Source organism: Parabacteroides gordonii MS-1 = DSM 23371 (assembly GCF_000969825.1).
Classification (GTDB): Bacteria; Bacteroidota; Bacteroidia; order Bacteroidales; family Tannerellaceae; genus Parabacteroides; species Parabacteroides gordonii.
In genome coordinates, this window is record NZ_KQ033919.1 from 3,473,067 (window position 1) to 3,494,549 (window position 21,483).

Genomic DNA, 21,483 nt, shown 5'->3' on the forward strand with positions numbered 1-21,483 from the left:
TGTATAATTGGTTGTCTTATTTGCCGGAAGCCAGTGCACTGCGTTTGCTCCGGTTGAAACTCCGGTAGGGGTCGAGCTCGATCTCTACGTCCGGTTCGATGAGTTCTTCCCTTTCCTCACAAACAAATTTGATGTATTTGATGTTCAGTCCGCGGTCGAGCCACTGCTGTTCGTAATATGTCTTGATAGACAAGATATTGTCTGCCAGGTCGGAGTGATAAAGATCGTCGTTGCTGAACAGGACGGGGTAATGGTTGGCTTTCACCATTTCGCAGGTGTAGGTGTACATAAAGTTACTGTCCGTCTTCAGATGGATGATGCCATCTCCGGCCAGTATTTCGCGGTACATCTTCATGAAGCGAGTGGAAGTCAGTCGTTTGTTGACCTTTTTCATTTGCGGGTCGGGGAATGTGATCCATATTTCAGCAACTTCTCCGGGGGCGAAGAAATGGGAGATCAGTTCGATACTGGTGCGCAAGAAGGCTACATTTGTCATACCCGACTCCATAGAGTCTTTGGCTCCTGTCCACATACGGGCACCTTTGATATCTACACCGATGAAGTTCTTGTCCGGAAAGAGCCGTGCCAGTCCCACCGTATATTCACCTTTACCGCAACCCAATTCGAGTACGATCGGGTTATCATTCTTGAAAAACTCCTTGTGCCAGTGTCCTTTCAGCTCAAATCCTTTCTCCTGGAGAACGGCAAACGGATACTGGAAAACATGCGGATAACCCGCCATATCGTCAAACTTTGCTAACTTATTTTTTCCCATGCTGCAAAGATAATACAAATTCGTCGAAGAAGATATCCCGGTAGTTGTTACCGATGGCTATTTCGTATTTGTCGATGTAGATGTCGTTGTTGTCGAAGGAGGCGATTTGCTGGGTGTTTACTATGTACGAGCGGTTTACCCGCAGGAATATTTTAGGGAGCAGTTCATGGATTGCTTTCATACTGGTCTTGGTGATGATACGCTGGTCGGGAAGCTGTATGATCACATAGTCTTTTAAGCCTTCGATAAAGAGGACGTCTTTGAAATTTACTTTGAAGAAACGGCGTTCGGACTTGACGAACATAAATTCGCTTTCTACATTTTCAATGTTTTCCTTTTCTCCGGTCAGCAGAAGGGCATGGTAAGCCATTGCCTTTTCAACCGCTTTCTGAAATCTTTCGGGAATGATCGGTTTGACCAGATAGTCGACGGCATCCACTTCATAACTGTCGATGGCATATTCGGCATAGGCCGTTGTAAATATGACCAAAGTGCTTTTCGGGATGGTACGGGCAAATTCCAGTCCGGTAACCTTTGGCATGCGGATATCCAGAAAGATCAGGTCGACAGGGTGTTCATGGATAAACTTTGCTGCTGAGGCGGCATTGTTGAAAGAGCCGGCCAGCGTCAGTTGTCCGGTCTCATTTATCAGCATCTCCACTGCTTCACGGGCCAGCGGTTCGTCGTCTACGATTATGCAATTCATAGTTCCAATTGTAAATTAACGGTGTAACTTTGTTTCATTTCAATGATTTCCAGCGAGTGACGGCCGGGATATAATAACTCCAGGCGTCTTCTGATATTCTTCAGTCCCAGGCCACCGATACGTGTCTCTTTTACCTCCTCTTCCGGGAGCGGTATGGAGTTTTCGCACCGGAATAGCAACCGGTTGTCCTGTACGATGAAAGAAAGATGTACGAACGAAGCATTCTCGCTGTCCGTATTATGCTTTACTGCATTTTCAACGAAAGGGATAAACAGGAGCGGAGGAAGCCATACCTTATTTATATCACCTTCTTTCGATATGATATAGTTGAAATTATCCCGGCGTATCTTTTCCAGATTCAGGAAATCATTCATAAAATGAATATCCGAACTGAGCTGTATCTTTTCCTGCGAACTGTCGTTAAGCTGGTAACGCAGCAGGTCTTCCAGCTTGAATAAAACTTCTGCCGCTTCGTCGCGTCCTTTTTTAATCAATACGTAGACGTTGTTCAGCATATTGAAAAGGAAATGCGGATTGATCTGGCTTTTCAGGAATTTCAGTTCCGATTGCAGGGTGGCGGCTTCCAGTTCGTCTATGCGCTGGTTGTTGCTGATCCAGTGTTTAAAAATGACGAGGGCGGATGAGGCGGCAACCAGTAATCCGCAGGAGACTGTCGAAGAAATGATATTCAGCCACATCACCGATGGGCTGGGTGGAATGCTTTCGAACCGGGTATCTTCGAAAAGGGTTTGAAGTGTACCGAGTATGATGATACATAACAGGATCAGGGTTGTTGAACTGAGCAGGTAACGGAGAAACCGGCCTTTGAGCAGGAATCGCGGTACCAGTACATAGGCATTGACATAGATAAGCATGTCGATCATCAGGAAATAACCGATCCAGGAGCGGATTCTGGGCGGGGTGATAATCAGTTCATCCGGTGTATCCCAGAACACATTGATCGTAATAAAGAAGACGATCAGTTGCAGCAGGAGATGCCTGTAAACCCTTTTCTGAGGACTTAGCAGAAAATCGGGTACTATATGGTCTGTCTTAGTTGCCATGTGTATTCATTTTTAATGTAATGGTACTTGTACCTGTCGTCTTTTCCTGCGTGACGGATAAGGAATAATTATCCGGATAAAGAAGTTCGAGGCGGGTCTTTAAGCTGTCCAGTTCTTTCATGTCCGGTTCTGTCGGATCGTCGAATCGGCAGGTGATATGTATCTCTTCTCCTTCCCGGTCGGCTTGCAACAGGATGGAAGGACGTTTTTCCTGTTTCACCGTCCTTTTCAAGGCATACTGGATGATCGGAACAAGCAGCAGGGGGGGAATCAGGACGCCTGTCAATGCTTTGTCGGAAACGATCTGATAGTCGAAAGTGTCCGAATAAAACTTTTCCAGAGCCAGGTAATGAGTCTGGAAGTTGATCTCGGAATTAAGCAGAACTTTATCACGTGCCCCGTCATACAGTTGATAGCGGAGTAGTTGGCTTAGCCTGAGCACCATATCGGCAGCCTTTTGCGGTTCGCTTTTGGATAGTACCCCTGTGCGGTTCAGCGTGTTGAACAACAGGGAGGGATTCACCTGCTCTTTCAGGTTATCCACTTCCGATTGTATCTGTTTCCTTTCCAGTTGGTTTACACGCTGGTTTTCTGTCATCCAGTGTTTTAACAGGACAGTCATGGATATACCGGTAATACAGATCATGTTCAGCATATAATCCGATAAACTATCCAGGATGCTTACCATATTAAAGTAAGAACCTCTAACGGGAGGAATACCGGATGAGGTGAATATCCAGTATTCCTGTACATATCGTAGTAAAATGAGCAATAAGACGGACACGGAAGAGCAAAGGATATAGACCAGATACTTTTTCTTTAGCAGCAACCTGGGAACCAACAGATAAAGGTGCAGATAGCCTACAATGAAATAGGAGATTAGGGTACATATCCCGGCCAGGTAGACCTGATTTCCCAGTTGCTCTAGTCTGGCCCCAAAGGTATAGACGTTCTGGTTGAGCGATACAACTGTTACAGCCGCGAGCAATAAAATATGACGGGCTATCCTGTATCTGGGTTCAATTAGGAACTGGTATAAGAAAGTTTGTTTGTTTATTTTGTTGTCGACCATACAGCGGCTTACTCTTTAGACTGTCCGAAATTACTATTTTATTTGGTATCTGTTTGCATACCGGTTAGAATTCTAGTTTGTAACTGATATTGCTGATAGGAATGCTGTTCCCGTTCCGTTCCATCACACCGCTTTTCAGATTGTAGTGATAACCGTAATATTCTTCCGTCCCTGTCACATTCAATGCCTTGATGGCGAACTCGTGTGCTACTTTCTTTCTGTTTATTTTGTAGCTGACCGTAAAGTTTGCGATAAACATGACCGGATACTGTTCGGAATAAGCCCGTGTTTCGTCATATTGTGCTTCTTTGTCGGGATGTGCCAGGCTTGCTGCATGGTCGAGGGGAGAATAACGCTCTCCTCCTTGCAGGGTGAATTTGGCGTTGGCACTTAATATGTTCTGTCTTTTGGAACCTACCATCCACTCTTTGCCGATCAATGTGTTGAGGATAAACCGACGGTTAAACCGTGTGTTGTGCCAGACGCCGTCTCCTCCTTTGTATTTCGAATCGAAAACAGAGGCTGTAACCAGGTAATAGAATCCGCGGCTCAGATATTGTTCCAGCGTGATGTCTACCCCGATATTACGTCCTTTCCCTTTGTTTATGAGAGCCTCTTCCACATAAAACTCTCTCCGGTTCAATACGGAATAGGAGCTGTCTGCAATAACCGGAACGTCGTACAGGAATTGTGCATAAGGTTCGACTTTAAGAAGCAGATTGTCGGATAATTTATAGCCGAATGTCAGCATCAGGTGGTGAGCCTTGGTAAAGTCGAGGTCTTTGTTTACGGATTCCTTTCCGGTACTTTTGGAATTGACGAAGTAGACATCCATCTTTTCCATCCGGCTGTGCAAGCCATATGCCAAGGCAAACGAAGACTTAGTGGTCGGCGCCCATTTAATTCCCAACCGGGGTTCGAGAGTCCAACTATTATTAAGCGTCAGAACCTGGCTGTTCAAGCCGGCATTTACAGAAAGCCGGTCTGTGATACCGAAAGAGGAACTGGTGTAGGCTGAGATCAGGTCGGTCTGTCCTTTTCCTTTTGAGAGGGTGTTTAGCGGGGCCGTTTCAAAAGGAGCCAGGTTTAGACGCATATTATAGAACAAACGGGTATAGGTGAAACCTGTCTGGTTGGTATGGCGTGCACTGAATTTCCGGTTGTAGGAAGATGTCAGGATCAGGTTCGTCGTGTTGTTCTTCTGATAGGTGAACGGGCTGACGGTGTGATCGGCTGCATGGGCATCTTCTGTCGCATTCATACCGGAATAGGTGGCTGCTAAAGTTGTTTTCAACATTGCATTGTTCGGAAAGAAGTACCGGTGGCTTATCCCTCCGGCAGCCATATATTGTTTGGCTGTCGACTGGAAATTATCCCGGGTATGTTCCCATTCCAGCGGATCGTCCTCGAAATCGTTTTCGTATTTGTCGATCAGGCTGGTACCCCACACGGCAAAAGTACCGGCTTTACGTGTCGGAATGTTGAATTTGAAATTCAGGTCCTGGTAATTAAGCGTACCGCCCATGTCGAGGCCGGGATAAATGCTGTTAAGTAGTCCGGTAGTAGAATAGCGGTAGTTGAAGATATAGGAAGCCTGGTGGTTCTTGCTTAGAGGGCCCTCCGAAGCGACATCTATTCCCAATATACCTACCTGAAAGGTATTCTCCATTTTCCGGTTGTTCCCGTTACGCAGTTTCATGTCGAATACGCCGGAAACGGCATTCCCGTATTCGGAGGGAAAGGCACCCGTGAAGAAGTCGGAATTACCCAGAACCTGGCTGCTGAGTGATGATAAGATACCGCCGCCCAGTATGGATATATCGGCAAAATGGTTCGGATTCGGTATTTCCACATCTTCCATTTTCCATTGCAGCAGGTGAGGGGCATTCCCGTGGATGGATATTCCGTTGCTGGACAGGTTGGCTGCTACTCCGGCAAACGAACTCACCAGGCGGGCAGGATCATCCAGTCCTCCGGCATAACGGCTGGCTTCTTCCACACTAAGCATCCGGGCACCGGTAGCCGCCATTTTGTTGAGAGGCTGTTCCTTGTTGATCTGTGGGCGGACAACGACTTCGCTTAATTCGTTGACGTTTTCTTTCAGTGAGATGTCCAGATATACTTCCTTCGCGGATGTTACCAGTATTTCGCTGAAGATACCAGGTTCGTATCCGAGAAAAGAAGCCTGTACGTTATGCCGCCCTACCGGGATCTCCGGCAAAACGAATTGTCCGCGCTCGTCGGTTGTAGTGCCTGTGCCCGGCATATCTGAAAGCATGATCGTTACATCAGGCATCGGATGACCGGAGGCCCGGTCGATAACTGTTCCGCGTATGTTTTGAACCGGCTGGGTGTTTCCCTTTTGTTGAGCACAAATGGATGTTGATAATAAAGAGAGAAGTAAGAATAATAAAAAGTCTCTTTTGTTCATAACTGTCTTGTTTTATGATTATGCAGCGAAGATACTTGTGTAGGAAGAGGGCTTTTTTATTTGTAGACGGAAGGGGTTCTCTTGTAGATAGAATCCTTTTTATTGTAGACAAGGTAAATCCTGTATTTAGGAAATAATATCATTTTTATTAGGTCAAAAGTCATTTTTTATAACTAACGTTCTTCATAAAATGCAGACCTTTGGAACGATCTAACGGATAATGTAGAATAGAGATATAACGATACTTGTTTTAATAATAACATACGAATGAAAAGACTGATACTAACATTTTGTGTTTCAACGTTCTTTAGTTTTTCCAATGCTAACGGGCAATCAGCCGTCCGGTTGACCGGCCTGCAAAGTGACCATCTTGAAAATCCGATAGGAATAGATAATCCCGCTCCCCGTCTTTCGTGGAAGATGGAAGATAGCAGGCAGGGGGCGCGGCAACGTGCATACCGGGTGTTGGTTGGCAAAGACTCGATACAGGTGGCCGGCGGAACTGCCGATATGTGGGACACCGGAAAGCTAATCTCCGAAAATATATTGGTTACCTATGCCGGGAAGCCACTGGAGCCTTGTACGAAATATTACTGGAAAGTAATAAGTGATGATTTGCTGGAAAAGGAAGTCGTTTCGTCCGTCCATTCTTTTGAGACAGGCATGATGAGCATAAAGAACTGGCAAGGAGCCTGGATTGGCGACGGAAAAGACAAAGACTATCAGCCTGCCCCTTATTTTCGCAAGAAGTTTGCTGCAGGTAAAACGATAAAATCGGCACGCGCCTATATCGCTGCGGCTGGACTATACGAATTGTATATCAACGGAGAGAAGATTGGTGACCACCGCCTCGATCCGTTGTACACCCGTTTCGACAGACGTAATCTGTATGTTACCTACGATGTAACCGGCCAGCTCCGGAACGGAGATAATGCCATAGGAGTGCTTTTGGGTAACGGATGGTACAACCACCAATCGAAGGCCGTGTGGGATTTCGACCGGGCTCCCTGGCGTAACCGGCCTGCATTCTGTATGGATCTCCGTATCACTTACAGCGATGGAAGTGTCGAAACCATTCCTACCGATCTTAGTTGGAAAACTTCTTCAGGTGGACTGATCTTCAACAGTATCTATACCGGAGAGCATTACGACGCCCGTCTTGAACAGGCCGGCTGGAATATGCCGAACTTTGATGACTCTAAGTGGAATGGAGTGGGATACAGGGGCGCCCCTTCCCAAAACATTGTAGCGCAGCAAGCCCGTCCGATCCGTAATGTTCTGACTATTCCCGCAAAATCAATCAATAAGATAAATGAAAAGACGTATGTATTCGATTTCGGACAGAATATGTCGGGAGTAACCCGGATAAATGTTTCGGGAGAGGAAGGAACAGAGGTCAGGATCATGCACGGAGAGCGGCTCTTTGATAATGGACGTATCGATATGTCCAATATCGATGTTTATTACAGGGGAGATAAGGTGAAAGATCCTTTCCAGACAGATATATTGATCTTGAGTGGTGGTAAAGATGAGTTTATGGCAAAATTCAATTATAAAGGTTTCCGTTATGTGGAAGTAACCAGCGATAAGCCGATCGAACTCAATCAAAACAGCCTGACTGCTTATTTCATGCACAGCGATGTCCCTTCTGTGGGAAAGATCAATACATCGAGCGAACTTGTCAATAAACTCTGGTGGGCTACCAATAACGCTTATCTGTCAAACCTGATGGGCTATCCGACCGACTGTCCGCAGCGTGAAAAGAACGGCTGGACAGGCGACGGTCATTTTGCCATAGAAACGGCTTTGTATAATTATGATGGCATTACAGTCTATGAGAAATGGCTGGCAGACCATCGCGACGAACAACAACCTAATGGTGTTCTCCCTGATATTATCCCGACAGGAGGATGGGGATACGGCACGGATAACGGATTAGACTGGACAAGTACGATTGCAATTATCCCCTGGGAGCTATATATGTTTTATGGTGACAGTAAACTGTTGGTCGACTGCTATGAAAACATTAAGCGTTATGTCGATTACGTAGACCGCACAAGCCCGAACCATCTGACTACCTGGGGACGTGGCGATTGGGTGCCTGTCAAGTCCCAGTCAAATAAGGAGCTGACATCTTCCATCTATTTCTATGTAGATACCCGGATCTTGGCTAATGCAGCCAAGCTGTTTAACAAACAGGAAGATCTGGCTTATTACACGGCATTGGCGGAGAAGATAAAGAATGCGGTGAACGATAAATACCTGAATAAGGAAACAGGCATTTATGCCAACGGCAGTCAGACGGAATTAAGTGTTCCTTTACAATGGAAAATAGTTCCCGACAATATGATTGCTAAAGTTGCACAAAATCTGGCAAAGAAAGTGGAAGAAGCCGGATTTCACCTTGATGTCGGTGTATTGGGAGCCAAAGCAATCCTGAACGCATTAAGCGAAAACGGATATGCGGAAACGGCCTATAAGGTAGCCGCGCAAGATACTTATCCTTCGTGGGGTTGGTGGATTGTCAACGGAGCAACGACTTTACTGGAGAACTGGGACTTGAAAGCCGAACGCGATATTTCAGACAATCACATGATGTTCGGGGAAATAGGCGGATGGTTCTATAAAGGCTTGGGAGGTATCTTCCCCGATCCTGAGCAACCCGGTTTTAAACATATCCTGCTGCGTCCAAACTTCGTAAAAGAACTGAAGCATTTCGAAGCACAACATGAATCCCCTTATGGCCGGATCGTTTCCAAATGGAAGTGGGATAGGAGAAAGATTAATTATGAAGTGATCGTCCCAGCCAATAGTACGGCAACCCTTTATCTTCCGGACAATATAAAAGGTGATAAGGTGATCGAACTGGAAGCAGGCAGACACGATCTCATTTTAACCCTTTCAAAGTAATATTTGCAGTGAGGAGGCCGGCTTTTTTAGTCAGGCCTCTTTCTTTTTATATCGAATTATAGGAAGCTCTTACCTGTATTTCTGTTTTATGCTTACTGTGGTAGTTGTCAGTTGATTACAGTTTCCTCGTAGTTCTCTCTTGTGGAAACTGCAGTTTCTACCGCAGGAAACTATAATTTCTTAGGCGGGGAACTGGAGTTTCCTACCGAAGAAACTGCAATTTCCTAAGGAGGAAACTGAAAGGAAACCGGGCACAAAAAAAAGAGACACCTCTATGAAGTATCTCTTTTTCTGCTCTTCCTCTTGGACTTGAACCAAGGACCCTCTGATTAACAGTCAGATGCTCTAACCAACTGAGCTAAGGAAGAAAATATGTCTTTCAGTCTTTCCCGATGTCTTTTCGCTCTTCCTCTTGGACTTGAACCAAGGACCCTCTGATTAACAGTCAGATGCTCTAACCAACTGAGCTAAGGAAGAATATGTTTTTCAGTCTTTCCCGATGTCTTTCTGCTCTTCCTCTTGGACTTGAACCAAGGACCCTCTGATTAACAGTCAGATGCTCTAACCAACTGAGCTAAGGAAGAATTTTCAATCTTTCAGAAGTTTTCCGTATGCTTTCGTATACCCCTTTCTGAAATTGCACTGCAAAAGTAGAGGTTCTTTTTGAAATATGCAATATCTTTGCAGAAAAAAATTGAAAAAATGAATACAATAGGCTTAGGAAATGCTTTGGTGGATGTTTTATTGCGACTGGATAGTGATGAAGTATTGGCTGAAGTCGGTATAAAGAAGGGTGCAATGGATATGATCAACCAGGAACAGATGATCGCTATCCGTAAAACACAGGAACGTCTGGAGAGAAGCCAGGCGCCGGGAGGTTCGGTTTGTAACACCATGCGTGCAATGGCGTGCCTGGGTGCAAATACCGGTTTTATAGGTAAAATTGGAACCGACTCGGTGGGCGAATTCTATGAACAGGCGCTGAAAGATGCCAGTGTGGCTCCTTACTTTATAAAGACACCGGGTATTTCAGGAAGCTGTACGGTGCTGATCTCGAAAGATGGCGAGCGTTCTATGGGTACATTCCTCGGGCCGGCTCCGACTATTACACCGGATGAGATAAAAGAAGAAATCCTTAGCCAATATGATTGTATTTATATAGAAGGATATCTTTTAGTAAACGAGGAACTGGTTCGTACCACGATGCAGAAAGCCAAGAAGCTGGGTCTGAAAGTAGCGCTCGATTTATCTAATTTTAATATCGTCAATGCTTTCAAAGGCTTGTTGGATGATATTATCCCTAAATATGTGGATATTCTTTTCTCTAACGAAAGCGAGGCTGAAGCCTTTACCGGGCTGACCGCTCACGAAGCCGTCAAAGTGCTTTCCGGAATGGTGGAAGTCTCTTTGGTTACGCTGGGCAAAGAGGGTGCGTTGGTAGGTAGCAACGGACAGGTGATCGCTGTTCCGGCAGAAGGAGGTAAACCCATCGACACAACGGGGGCAGGCGATCATTTCGCAGCCGGCTTCCTCTATGGCCAGTCTATCGGTGCCGGTTTGGAACAATCAGCCCGCATCGGATCACTCCTGGCCGGGTATATAATAGATGTGATCGGTGCCCAGATCCCGGATGATAAATGGGAACAAATAAAGTTAAAAGTAGATACGATATTATCCTGAAATGTGTTTTATGCATACATTTACATCGTTAATTAACTAAATATTCTATGTATAAGCAGATACGACGAGAAAGATTGATAGGTTTGTTTTGTTTACTGCTCCTCTTCGGGAGTATTATGCCGGGACAGGCTCAGAAAGATAACCGCTTTGAGGTGAGTAAGAACCTCGATATTTTCAATGCGCTGATAAAAGAAGTTGAAATGTTCTACGTAGACTCTGTCGATGTGGAAAAGACTGTTCGCCGGGGCATCAACAGTATGCTTGGTAGCCTTGACCCTTACACCGAGTACTATCCGGAACAGGAAATGGATAAGCTGAAAATAATGACTACCGGCGAATATGGCGGTATCGGTTCTTATATCCGCGGACGCCAGGAAGGTGGTGTCTATATTATCGAACCGTTTGAAGGAATGCCTGCCGCATTGGCCGGACTTCAGGCGGGTGACCGTATCCTGGCTATCGATACGGTGGATGTAACGAATAAATCTTCCGACGAAGTCAGCAACCTGTTGAAAGGTGTGCCCAATACGAAAATGGGACTGAAGATACAGCGTCCGAACGAAAAGAAACCGCGTGAAGTGGAACTTATCCGTAAGCAAATACTTGTAGACCAGGTTACTTACTACGGTGTACGTGGCGATAGCGTTGGTTATATCTACCTGAAAGGTTTTACTGACAAGAGTGCCCAGGAAGTGAAGAATGCTTTCGAAGACCTGAAGAAAAATCATCATATCAAATCGCTGATCCTCGACTTGCGCAATAACGGCGGTGGTCTGCTGGAAAGTGCCACACAGATTGTCAGCATGTTTGTTCCGAAAGGAAAGGAAGTTGTTTCAACTAAAGGAAAGATCAGCCAATGGGATCGTACTTATCGTACGGCCAATGAACCGCTGGATACGGTTATGCCGATGGCTGTCCTGATCAATGGCAACTCTGCCTCTGCTGCCGAGATCGTTTCGGGTTCGTTGCAGGATATGGATCGTGCCGTACTGGTCGGACAACGTTCGTTTGGTAAAGGGTTGGTTCAGTCTACCCGTGAATTGCCTTACAACGGAAGTGTGAAGATCACGATGAGTAAATATTATATTCCCAGCGGCCGTTGTATCCAGCAAATGGACTACAGCCACCGGAAAGCGGACGGTAGTGTGGATGCCATTCCCGACAGCCTGACATCGGTATTCTATACCTCTAAAGGCCGCCCAGTCCGTGACGGCGGAGGCGTTCGTCCTGAGTTCGAAATAGAAGAGGAAGAAATGCCGACGATGATGTATTACCTAGCTACGGATTTTGTGTTGGTTGACTTTGTTACCAATTGGGCGCAGAAGCATAAGACAATTCCTTCGGTAGAAGAGTTTACTGTATCTGACGAAGACTTCGAAGCATTCAAGAACTATGCAAAAGAAAAGAACTTCACTTACGACCGTCAGAGCGAAAAAGTCCTGAAGAATCTGAAAGAGATAGCCAAGTTTGAAGGCTACATGAACAGCGATTCAACGATCTTCAACGACCTGGAAGCCCGCCTGACTCCGAACTTGGACAGGGATTTCGAGCTTTATAAAGAGCAAATCAAGAAGTTGATGGCTTCAGAGATCGTAAAACGCTACTATTTCCAGAAAGGAGAATTGCTGGAAAGCCTGAAGGATGACGAAGTGCTTGAAAAAGCGTTGGAAGTCCTCGGTGATCAGGAATTATATAATAAGACATTGAGTACTCCGGAAAAAGGAGACAGTAAACCGGCTGAAGACAACACTAAGTCGTCTACCGGAAGTGGAAATATTGCTTATGTGTTTGATCAAACCGTAGGGTAACTACATACTACAAGTATATAAAAGAACTCATGCTGTTGATTTTGAATCCGACTGCATGAGTTTTTTTATGCGCTATCTTTAGATTTTTTTCAAATATGTTTATCTTTGCCCGTGTTCTACTTTGAAAATAAAGAGTACAATTCAATTATTAATTCAGTTAACCGGCTGTGTAATACTTACCTAATAGAAGCATATCATGGATGAGAAAGCATATATAAAACTATTCAATTATATTTTCATGAATCATCGTGAACGCTACATTCGGTTCGCGTATTCATATACCTATAATCATGAAACTGCTGAAGATCTGGTTGCTGAAAGTCTGATGTACTATTGGGAAAACCGTGACAGGCTGGAAGATGTTAAAGATATTCCTTTATATATATTGATTATTATCAAGAATAAATGCCTGGATCATTTGCAGAGAGAACGTACATGGAACAACATAGCGGAAAACTTACTTTCCAATAAAGAATGGGAGCTTCAAATGCGCATATCCAGCCTGGAAGCTTGCGAACCGGAAGCTTTATTCAGCGCAGAGGTACAGGAATTAATCAAAAAAACATTAGATAAATTACCTGAAAAATCAAGTCGTATCTTTATGATGAGCCGTTATGAAGGGAAAAGCTATCAAACGATAGCCCGGGAAACGAGCCTTTCTGTAAAAAGTGTTGAGTTTCATATCAGCAAAGCTTTAACCGCTTTGCGTAAGGATTTAAAGGACTATCTGCCAGCCTTACTTTCTGTCTTCGATTTCTTCTATAATTAAAAAAAACATTTTTTCTTTAGGGTATCTGCTCCTTCATTCGCCCTTATTATAGAAACAGGAAAAAATGGAGCAGAAGTTATTATATAAAATGTTTAGTGGGGAGGCGACAGATAAAGAACTGACGCAGATCCGTCGATGGGTGAATGACAGTGAAGAGAACAAAGAAATGTTCTATAAGGAACGTGCTCTTTATGATGCTCTGCTGTTTAATGACTTCCGGTTAGGTCCGCGTGTTCGCAAACGCCCTGCTTTTCTTTGGAAATGGGTGGGAAGTGTTGCTGCTGCTATTGTTACTTTATTTCTGTTGCAAAATATATCGATATTTGTCAAAAACGAACCTTTATCGGATATTGCCTTTAATACTATTAAAGTCCCTGCCGGGCAAAGGGTGGAAGTAACATTGTCGGACGGAACCCATCTCTGGTTGAATGCACGTTCTGAATTTTCTTATCCCGTTTCATTTAATGGAGACAGACGTGAAGTACATTTGAAAGGAGAAGCCTTTTTTGATGTGGCCAGAGATGAAAACAAGAAGTTTATAGTTAATACCGGGCGCTGTGAAGTAGAAGTTTTAGGTACTGAGTTTAATGTCGAAGCTTATGATGAAGATGATTTCTCGACCGCCTTGTTACGGGGTAGCGTAAGAGTTTCCGACAAATTACAATCAGATGAATCAGTTGTGTTAGAACCCAATAATGCAGTCAGGCTGGATAATGGAAAACTGACTGTCACTCCCATCACCGATTTCAGTCCTTATAGTTGGAAAGACGGGGTTATTACATTTAAGGATATCAAGTTCGATGTTTTGATGAAGAAACTGGAAAAGAATTATGGTATCCGTATAGTTATCGACAATCCCGGGCTCGATAACTATGCATGTAGTGGAAAATTCCGTATCTCCGATGGGATTGAAGAGGTGTTGAGAGCATTACAACAAGACGCCCATTTCATATTTGAAAGGGAGAACAGAGAGGAAATCCATATTAAATAACATTTAATTTATATAGCCTATGAGATGATTTAAAAATCGAAATAAGGGAAAAGTATGGCCCTGTGTAAATAATTAATCTAATATCATTCTTAAACTATCACAAACATGAAGAAAAGAAAATTCAGTGTATCTCGTATTTTGAAGATGACCTTTTTGTTCTTCTTTTCCAGTGCCATCTGTTTACAGGCGGAAATGGTGAAATCACAGAACAAACGGATCACCCTTGATAAAAGTAATGTCCGGTTAGAAAATATATTGAACGATATTGAAAGCCAGACAAATTTGTTGTTCATTTATAATAAAAACGTAAATGTTAACCGTAAAGTATCCGTTAAAGCCAATGATATATCATTGGAGGACGTGCTGCAGAATCTGTTGGGAAACAGTGTAACCTTTAAGATAGAAGGAACTTATATCGTCCTTTCACCAGCTTCTGTCACGGAAACAAAACAACAGACCAGACCGGTTAAAGGTAATATTGTTGATCAAAACGGAGATCCGGTTATAGGTGCTAACATCGTGGAAAAGGGAACGACGAACGGCACCATATCGGATGTTAACGGACAATTTACCTTGAACCTTCAACAAAAGAACCCGGTATTGGTGGTTTCTTATATTGGTTTTACAACGAAAGAAGTTCCTGTTGGTAACTTATCAGTATTAAATATTAACTTATCTGAAGATTCAGAAGCATTGGAAGAAGTGGTAGTAGTTGGCTATGGTGTCCAGAAACGGGCATCGGTAACAGGATCAGTCGCTTCTCTCCAGTCAAAAGATATTGCTACGGTTAAAACACCTAATGTAAGTAATGCATTGGCAGGTAAATTACCGGGTTTGCGCGCCGTACAAAGAAGTGGTGCGCCGGGAGATGATGATGCCAGTATTGATATCCGTGGTTACGGTAATGCGCTGGTAATTGTAGATGGGGTAGAACGTGATTTTAAACAGATTGATGCAAACGATATCGAATCAATCAGTATTTTGAAGGATGCTTCGGCTGCAGTATATGGTTTCAAGGGAGCGAATGGCGTTATTCTTGTCACGACCAAAAAAGGAGAGATTGGTAAACCTAAGATCAATTATAATGGATATGTCGGCATACAGAATATAACCCGTTATCCGGAATATTACGACGGATATGAATATGCGACTTTGTATAATGAGGCCCAACAGAATATCGGGATCGCAGCTCCTTACTCGGAGGAAGACCTGGAACGTTTCAGACAAGGGATTGGTACAACAGATTGGTATGATGAGGTAATCCGTAAAACTGCCCCGACCACTTATCATAATCTGAGTGTCTCCGGCGGTGCGGAAAAGGTAAAGTATTTCTTTTCTTTAGGATTAACGGATCAGGAGGGAATTTATAAGTCGAAAGCATTTAATTATAAAAAGTATAATGTCCGTTCCAATATCAGTGCCGAAATTGTAAAAGGTTTTACGGTAGACCTGCAATTAAGCGGACGCTTGGATACACGTATGAAACCTTATGAAGCGGATCCTCTAAGCCGTACGATTCAAATGGCAAAGCCGATATTCCCCATTTATTCCAATGATAATCCTGATTATTGGAATAATCCGGGAGATAATGGAAATCCTATTCATTTATCGGACATTGACAATGTTGGCTATGATCGTCGTGATCGCCGTGAATTTAATGGTTCCATAGCATTGAACTGGGAGTTACCCTGGGTAAAAGGATTGTCTGCTAAAGCTTTATTTTCTTACGATTATAATAATCTGTATAGCCGTAAATGGTATAAAGAATATTATGAATATACTTATGATGCAACAGCGGATATATATAATAAATCGAGAAGCCATACTATTTCGGAGTTAACAACTCAAAACGATAATTACTTCAGACCCAATGGTCAGATATCATTGAACTATAAAAACACATTTGGCAAACATGATATAGGTGCATTAGTATTATGGGAATTCAATAATGACCGTACTGATATTTTGAAAGCTTATCGCCAGTTCACGGTTGGAGCTATCGATCAGATGGATGCCGGTGATAAAACGAACATGAACAATGGCGGAACTGCACGTGTTTCTGCTCACGCGGGTTTGGTAGGTCGTGTCAACTATGCATACGATAGCAGATATCTGGCAGAAGTAAGTTTCCGCTATGATGGTTCGTATAAGTTTGCACCGGATAACCGCTGGGGATTTTTCCCTGCTGTTTCTTTAGGATGGCGTGTATCTGAAGAAGCATTCTTTAAAGAAACATTACCGATGGTTGACAATTTCAAAATAAGAGGTTCATATGGTAAGGTAGGAGATGAAGGAGTTACCGGATATACAGATGATGATGAGAAAGATGGCAAATATAGAGCTTACCAATATTTGACAGGTTACTTATATCCATCAGGAAATTATGTGCTGGGTTCGGGAGGAGTGACAAACGGTGCTAAAGACAGGGGGATGCCTAACCTGGCTTTGACCTGGTATGAATCCAAGACAACTAATGTCGGGTTTGAAGCTTCAGCCTTATCTGGCTTGGTCAGCGTGGAGTTTGATTATTTCGTTCGTAAACGAACGGGGCTATTGACAAAGCGTCAGCTCACATTACCAACAACATTCGGTCAGGAACTTCCCGTAGAAAACCTGAACTCCGATAAGAATCAGGGATTTGAAATTGTAGTAGGGCATCGTAAGCAAATCGGAGATTTTACTTATGATATAAAAGCGAATTTTTCCACAACCCGTATTTATAATGAGCATGTAGAACGTGCAGCGTCTGCCAATATGTATGACGATTGGAGGAATAACAGTAATAACCGTTATAAGGACATACAATGGGGTAAGAAAGTGGTCGGACAGTTTCAGAGTTGGGAGGAGATCATGAATTCTCCGGTTCAGGATAGCAATGGTAATAAATCGTTAATGCCGGGTGATCTGAAGTTTGAAGACTGGAATAACGACGGTATCATTGACGGGAAAGACGACCAGCCTATCGGACATGGAAATACACCTCGTATGTATTATGGTTTGAATCTTTACGGAGAATATAAGGGATTTGATATAACTCTTTTCTTTCAGGGAGCAGCAGGGCATGAAGTGTTTACGAGCGGTGACTTTATGTCTCCGTTTATTCAGCAGGGGCTAGGTAATGGTATAACTCTTTGGTTAGACCGCTGGCATAGAGAAGATCCTTCAGATATGTCAAGTGAATGGATTCCGGGTTATATGCCGGCACTTCGTCCGACAGGTTTCTCTGCAAATGCAGGTAACAATACCTGGACAAAACAGAAAGCCAATTATTTACGTCTGAAAACAGTCGAGATAGGTTATACTTTCCCAAAAAGATGGATGCAACGAGCTGGCATTGAGAATTTGCGTATATACGTGAATAGCTTTAATACAGCAACGATAACCAGTCGCACCGGTATAATGCAGTATATGGATCCGGAGAATAAAGACGGTATGTTCCGCTATTATCCGCAAATGAAAACATTTAATTTCGGTGTTAACCTAACATTCTAAAAATAAGAAACGATGAAGACTACAATTATAAGAAATATTGGATGTGGACTGCTTTTATTGAGTACAACGGCTTGTTCCGATTATCTTGAAAAAGAATCCTTCGATATCATAACACCTGAACAGGTTTGGCAGGATCCTAAACTGATCAATGGTGTGATGGTTAATCTATACGATGGACTGAATGTAGAAGATTTTAATTATTGGTATCGTGATGCGTGGCGTTTACAAAATGCTTCTTCTATGTCTGACGAGGCACAGGGTTCATTCCAGAAAGACCCTCTTTTCGATAATGGAAATGCAACCTATACGTATGAAGATGCCTTGTTCGAGCAGAAATTTTCTGATCGTTATAAAAATATACGAAACTGTAACGATTTTATCAGTCAACTGGAGGAGGCGACAGCTTTATCTGATTCAGAAAAGAAACTACTTCTGGCAGAATCCCGCTTTTTACGTGCCATGCACTATTTCACATTAGTGAAACGTTATGGTGGCGTTCCTCTTATCAATGAACCTCAGGAATACGACCCAAATAATCTGGAAGCATTGATGGTGCCTCGTAATAAAGAAGTCGAAATTTATGACTTTATTATTAAAGAATGTCAGGAGGCTGCATTGGAGCTTCCTGATACGAGAAATTCGGATGCTAAATACCGGGCAAATAAGTATGTGGCGTTAGCGTTATGCTCCCGTGCTGCATTATATGCAGGTTCAATAGCACGTTATGGCAACGTCCAATTAGATGGTCTTGTTGGAATATCTTCTTCGGATGCCGATCGTTTTTTTCAGGTTTCTTATGATGTATCGAAAACGATAATATCTTCAGGACTTTATGAACTGTATAATAAGAAACCGGATAATAAAGCACAGAACTATTGCGATATATTCTTGAAAGGGAATGGAGATAACGGAGAATATATTTTCCAGAAACAATACAATGTAGCGGGAGGTAAAGGGCATGACTGGGACAAACGGAATGCCCCGTTCTCTTACCGTGCCGGAGGCTGGGGCTGTGGTATTGCTCCGACTTTGGAAATGATCGAAGCCTATGATTATGTGGACGGATCCGAAGGTACGTTGGCGCTAGAGGAAAATGGGAAACAACTTCGTTTTGATGATCCTTATGATGTTTTTGCAAATAAAGATCCTCGTCTTTTTGCATCTGTGTATTTACCGGGATCTCCTTGTCAAGGTTCCAGAATTGAATGGAAAAGAGGTATTATCGTTTCTGATAATGAAAAACATCAGGCAACAAGTCAACCGGATGGAGGTAACACGGTTGAAGTCAATGGAGTAACATATAGCACATCAGGTAAAGATGGCGGTGCTGATGCTGGGGATGCGTCCAAGACCGGTTTTTATCAGAAGAAATTTTGGGATGAGACATTAACCGATATGAATATGGGTAAGTCAGAAACACCTTGGCCTGTTTTCCGCTTAGGAGAAATTTATCTAAATTTGGCAGAAGCTGCAATGGAGCTGAATAAACCATCGGAGGCGTTAGATGCTGTCAATAAGATTCGTGAACGTGCCGGTATTGCTTTGTTGGCTAGTATTAATATGGAGAAAGTACGTCACGAACGTAGAGTTGAATTGGCCTTTGAAGGTCATCGTTTCTGGGATATGAAACGTTGGAGGATAGCTCATCTGGATGTGGCAAAGGGGGGCTTGAATGGGTTCAGAGGAACAGCCTTGTACCCTTGGTATGATATTCGTGATGGTAAATATGTATTTGAAAGAGGCTACAACTCTCCTAAACAATTGCGTATTTTCCTGGAAAAGAATTATTATACAAAGATTAATCAGGAAGATATGAATTCAAATCCGAATCTTATTCAGAATCCGGGCTTTACTAATTAATCACCTAATTTAGAAATTTGATATGAAAAAGATAAGTTTATTATTAATGGTCATTTGCTCATTCTGTTTGACAAGCTGTCTGAGTGATTTGGATAATTATGAGTCTCCTAACGGAGGTATCAAAGGACAAATTCTGGATGCAGAAACAAACGAACCGATCCCACTACCTGTCCAGGGTTCTACGGGTATCATTATTAATATGTTCGAGCAAAATACAGATGCTACGCAGTCTGTCGATTTCTATGCCCAAATGGACGGATCATACGAAAACTCAAAGTTGTTCAACTGTGATTATAAAATAGTCGTTAACGGCCCGTTTGTTTCCCCATGTGAAGAGTTTGTTACGGTAAAAGGACAGACAACTCTGGATTTGAAAGCAACCCCTTTTGCAAGAATCAGTGCGTCAGCCCAGGTTGCGGGTAAAAAAGTTACTGTTACATACAGGGTAATACCGACGAGCAGCAATTATGATGTATCTGAAGTTTACGGATACTGGAACTTTGCTCCTGGGGTTGACAACGGAAGTGCGAACCAGGCAGGTAAGCAGACTGTCAACGAGAAAGAAGGAACTATAGTTTTTGATTTGGAAAATGATAAAAACTATAAAGACAATCTGTACAAAATACAGGGAAATGGTAATAAAATATATGTCCGCATTGGTGCTAAAACCGAGGGAGTGATCAATTATAGTACTATCATTGAAACTATTGTACAATAAATAACCTGACACAGATATCTGTTTGGTGAATCAGATATCTGTGTCTTTAATTCTTTAGAACATGAAAAAAAGTATCTTACTTATCAGTCTGGCTGTTTTACCTTTTATAGGATATAGCCAAAATGTTTTGCCCGACTGGGCTTTAGGTGGATTTGTCAGACCGGAGAAAGCTAATCCGATTATCACGCCCGATCCTTCAAGTAAATTTGATTGTCCTATGCAGGGAAAGACAATAGGATGGGAAGAAAGCGATGTTTTTAACCCGGCAGCAACTGTCAAAGGGGATAAAATCTGTATTCTTTACCGTGCAGAAGACAATTCAGCTACAGGGATTGGGAAACGGACTTCACGTATCGGACTGGCAGAATCGGAAGATGGCATCCATGTGCAACGCCGAAGTTCTCCTGTAATGTATCCGGATAAGGATAATATGAAGGAATATGAGTGGCCGGGAGGATGTGAAGATCCCCGGGTAACTATGACTGAAGATGGTTTATATGTAATGGCATATACATCATGGAACCGAAAAGTGCCACGCCTTTGTATTGCGACTTCCCGTGATTTGATCAAATGGGAAAAACATGGCCCTGCTTTCGCTAAAGCTTATAACGGGCGTTTTAAAGATATGGCGTGCAAATCAGGCTCGATGGTAACTAAGGTAGAAAAGGGAAAACAGGTTCTTGCAAAAATAGATGGAAAATATTTCATGTACTGGGGAGAACATATGGTAGCCGCTGCTACATCCGAGGATCTGGTAAACTGGACACCTGTGCTGGATGATAAAAATGAACTGGCAGCCGTAATCAAACCACGCGACCGATATTTCGATAGTGCTTTGACTGAATGTGGACCGCCTGCGGTGGTGACTGATAAAGGCATTGTATTGCTTTACAATGGTAAAAACCAGACGAACGACGATAAACGTGATAAACGCTTTACGGCAGGTGCTTACTGTGCCGGTCAGATTCTGACGGATGCCAGAGAACCGATGAAAGTCCTGCAACGCTTAGATGTCCCTTTCTTTCGTCCGATGGCTTCGTTTGAGAAGAGCGGGCAATATGTAGACGGAACTGTTTTCATCGAAGGTTTGGTCTTTTTTAAGAATAAATGGTTTCTCTATTACGGATGTGCGGATTCTCAGGTCGGTGTAGCTGTTTATGATCCGGCAAAGAAAACTCCCGGAGATCAGATCCCGAACTAAACAATG

The 21,483-nt window shown here is 43.2% G+C and carries 14 protein-coding genes and 3 tRNA genes; 9 read left to right on the plus strand and 8 right to left on the minus strand.

The window, feature by feature from the left end:
* Window positions 1–16 precede the first annotated feature (16 nt).
* The 5 genes from trmB to HMPREF1536_RS13100 all read right to left on the minus strand — a co-directional run bounded on the left by trmB (window position 17) and on the right by HMPREF1536_RS13100 (window position 6,048).
* Window positions 17–775, minus strand: coding sequence for a tRNA (guanosine(46)-N7)-methyltransferase TrmB (gene trmB / locus HMPREF1536_RS13080; protein WP_028729756.1), 759 nt, complete (start codon window positions 773–775; stop codon window positions 17–19).
* Window positions 762–1,481 carry a LytR/AlgR family response regulator transcription factor gene (locus HMPREF1536_RS13085; RefSeq protein ID WP_028729755.1) on the minus strand — a complete coding sequence of 240 codons (720 nt, stop codon included), beginning with the start codon at window positions 1,479–1,481 and terminating at the stop codon, window positions 762–764. The genes trmB and HMPREF1536_RS13085 overlap by 14 nt, the downstream gene beginning before the upstream one ends.
* Window positions 1,478–2,545 carry a sensor histidine kinase gene (locus HMPREF1536_RS13090; RefSeq protein WP_028729754.1) on the minus strand — a complete coding sequence of 356 codons (1,068 nt, stop codon included), beginning with the start codon at window positions 2,543–2,545 and terminating at the stop codon, window positions 1,478–1,480. Before HMPREF1536_RS13090 ends, HMPREF1536_RS13085 begins: the two co-directional genes overlap by 4 nt.
* Window positions 2,535–3,617 carry a sensor histidine kinase gene (locus HMPREF1536_RS13095; RefSeq protein WP_028729753.1) on the minus strand — a complete coding sequence of 361 codons (1,083 nt, stop codon included), beginning with the start codon at window positions 3,615–3,617 and terminating at the stop codon, window positions 2,535–2,537. Before HMPREF1536_RS13095 ends, HMPREF1536_RS13090 begins: the two co-directional genes overlap by 11 nt.
* 64 nt (window positions 3,618–3,681) lie before the next feature.
* A complete protein-coding gene (locus tag HMPREF1536_RS13100; protein WP_028729752.1) occupies window positions 3,682–6,048 on the minus strand; it encodes a TonB-dependent receptor in 2,367 nt (788 codons plus the stop codon).
* A 267-nt stretch (window positions 6,049–6,315) separates the two neighbouring features.
* Here HMPREF1536_RS13100 and HMPREF1536_RS13105 point away from each other — a divergent pair, with 267 nt between their 5' ends.
* Window positions 6,316–8,958 (plus strand): glycoside hydrolase family 78 protein, encoded by a 2,643-nt coding sequence (locus HMPREF1536_RS13105; protein WP_028729751.1) that lies wholly within the window; start codon window positions 6,316–6,318, stop codon window positions 8,956–8,958.
* Between the two features lie 294 nt (window positions 8,959–9,252).
* Here the strand turns inward: HMPREF1536_RS13105 and HMPREF1536_RS13110 are convergent.
* From HMPREF1536_RS13110 to HMPREF1536_RS13120, 3 genes are all read right to left on the minus strand, one after another.
* A tRNA-Asn gene (locus HMPREF1536_RS13110) sits at window positions 9,253–9,326 on the minus strand.
* 35 nt (window positions 9,327–9,361) lie between these two features.
* Window positions 9,362–9,435: transfer RNA gene (locus tag HMPREF1536_RS13115), tRNA-Asn, on the minus strand.
* A 33-nt stretch (window positions 9,436–9,468) separates the two neighbouring features.
* Window positions 9,469–9,542 (minus strand) — tRNA-Asn (locus HMPREF1536_RS13120).
* Between the two features lie 118 nt (window positions 9,543–9,660).
* Here HMPREF1536_RS13120 and HMPREF1536_RS13125 point away from each other — a divergent pair.
* The 8 genes from HMPREF1536_RS13125 to HMPREF1536_RS13160 all read left to right on the plus strand — a co-directional run bounded on the left by HMPREF1536_RS13125 (window position 9,661) and on the right by HMPREF1536_RS13160 (window position 21,477).
* Window positions 9,661–10,638 (plus strand): adenosine kinase, encoded by a 978-nt coding sequence (locus tag HMPREF1536_RS13125; RefSeq protein ID WP_028729750.1) that lies wholly within the window; start codon window positions 9,661–9,663, stop codon window positions 10,636–10,638.
* Window positions 10,639–10,685: 47 nt separating this feature from the next.
* Entirely contained in the window at window positions 10,686–12,446 is a 1,761-nt protein-coding gene (locus HMPREF1536_RS13130; protein ID WP_028729749.1) for a S41 family peptidase, read from the plus strand.
* Between the two features lie 196 nt (window positions 12,447–12,642).
* Window positions 12,643–13,215, plus strand: coding sequence for an RNA polymerase sigma-70 factor (locus tag HMPREF1536_RS13135; protein ID WP_028729748.1), 573 nt, complete (start codon window positions 12,643–12,645; stop codon window positions 13,213–13,215).
* 64 nt (window positions 13,216–13,279) lie between these two features.
* A complete protein-coding gene (locus HMPREF1536_RS13140; RefSeq protein WP_028729747.1) occupies window positions 13,280–14,206 on the plus strand; it encodes a FecR family protein in 927 nt (308 codons plus the stop codon).
* A 105-nt stretch (window positions 14,207–14,311) separates the two neighbouring features.
* Entirely contained in the window at window positions 14,312–17,698 is a 3,387-nt protein-coding gene (locus tag HMPREF1536_RS13145; RefSeq protein WP_028729746.1) for a TonB-dependent receptor, read from the plus strand.
* 12 nt (window positions 17,699–17,710) lie between these two features.
* Window positions 17,711–19,558 (plus strand): RagB/SusD family nutrient uptake outer membrane protein, encoded by a 1,848-nt coding sequence (locus tag HMPREF1536_RS13150; protein ID WP_028729745.1) that lies wholly within the window; start codon window positions 17,711–17,713, stop codon window positions 19,556–19,558.
* Between the two features lie 22 nt (window positions 19,559–19,580).
* Window positions 19,581–20,276 carry a DUF3823 domain-containing protein gene (locus HMPREF1536_RS13155; protein ID WP_028729744.1) on the plus strand — a complete coding sequence of 232 codons (696 nt, stop codon included), beginning with the start codon at window positions 19,581–19,583 and terminating at the stop codon, window positions 20,274–20,276.
* Between the two features lie 61 nt (window positions 20,277–20,337).
* Window positions 20,338–21,477, plus strand: a complete 1,140-nt coding sequence (locus tag HMPREF1536_RS13160; protein ID WP_028729743.1) for a glycoside hydrolase family 130 protein — start codon at window positions 20,338–20,340, stop codon at window positions 21,475–21,477.
* Window positions 21,478–21,483 lie beyond the last annotated feature (6 nt).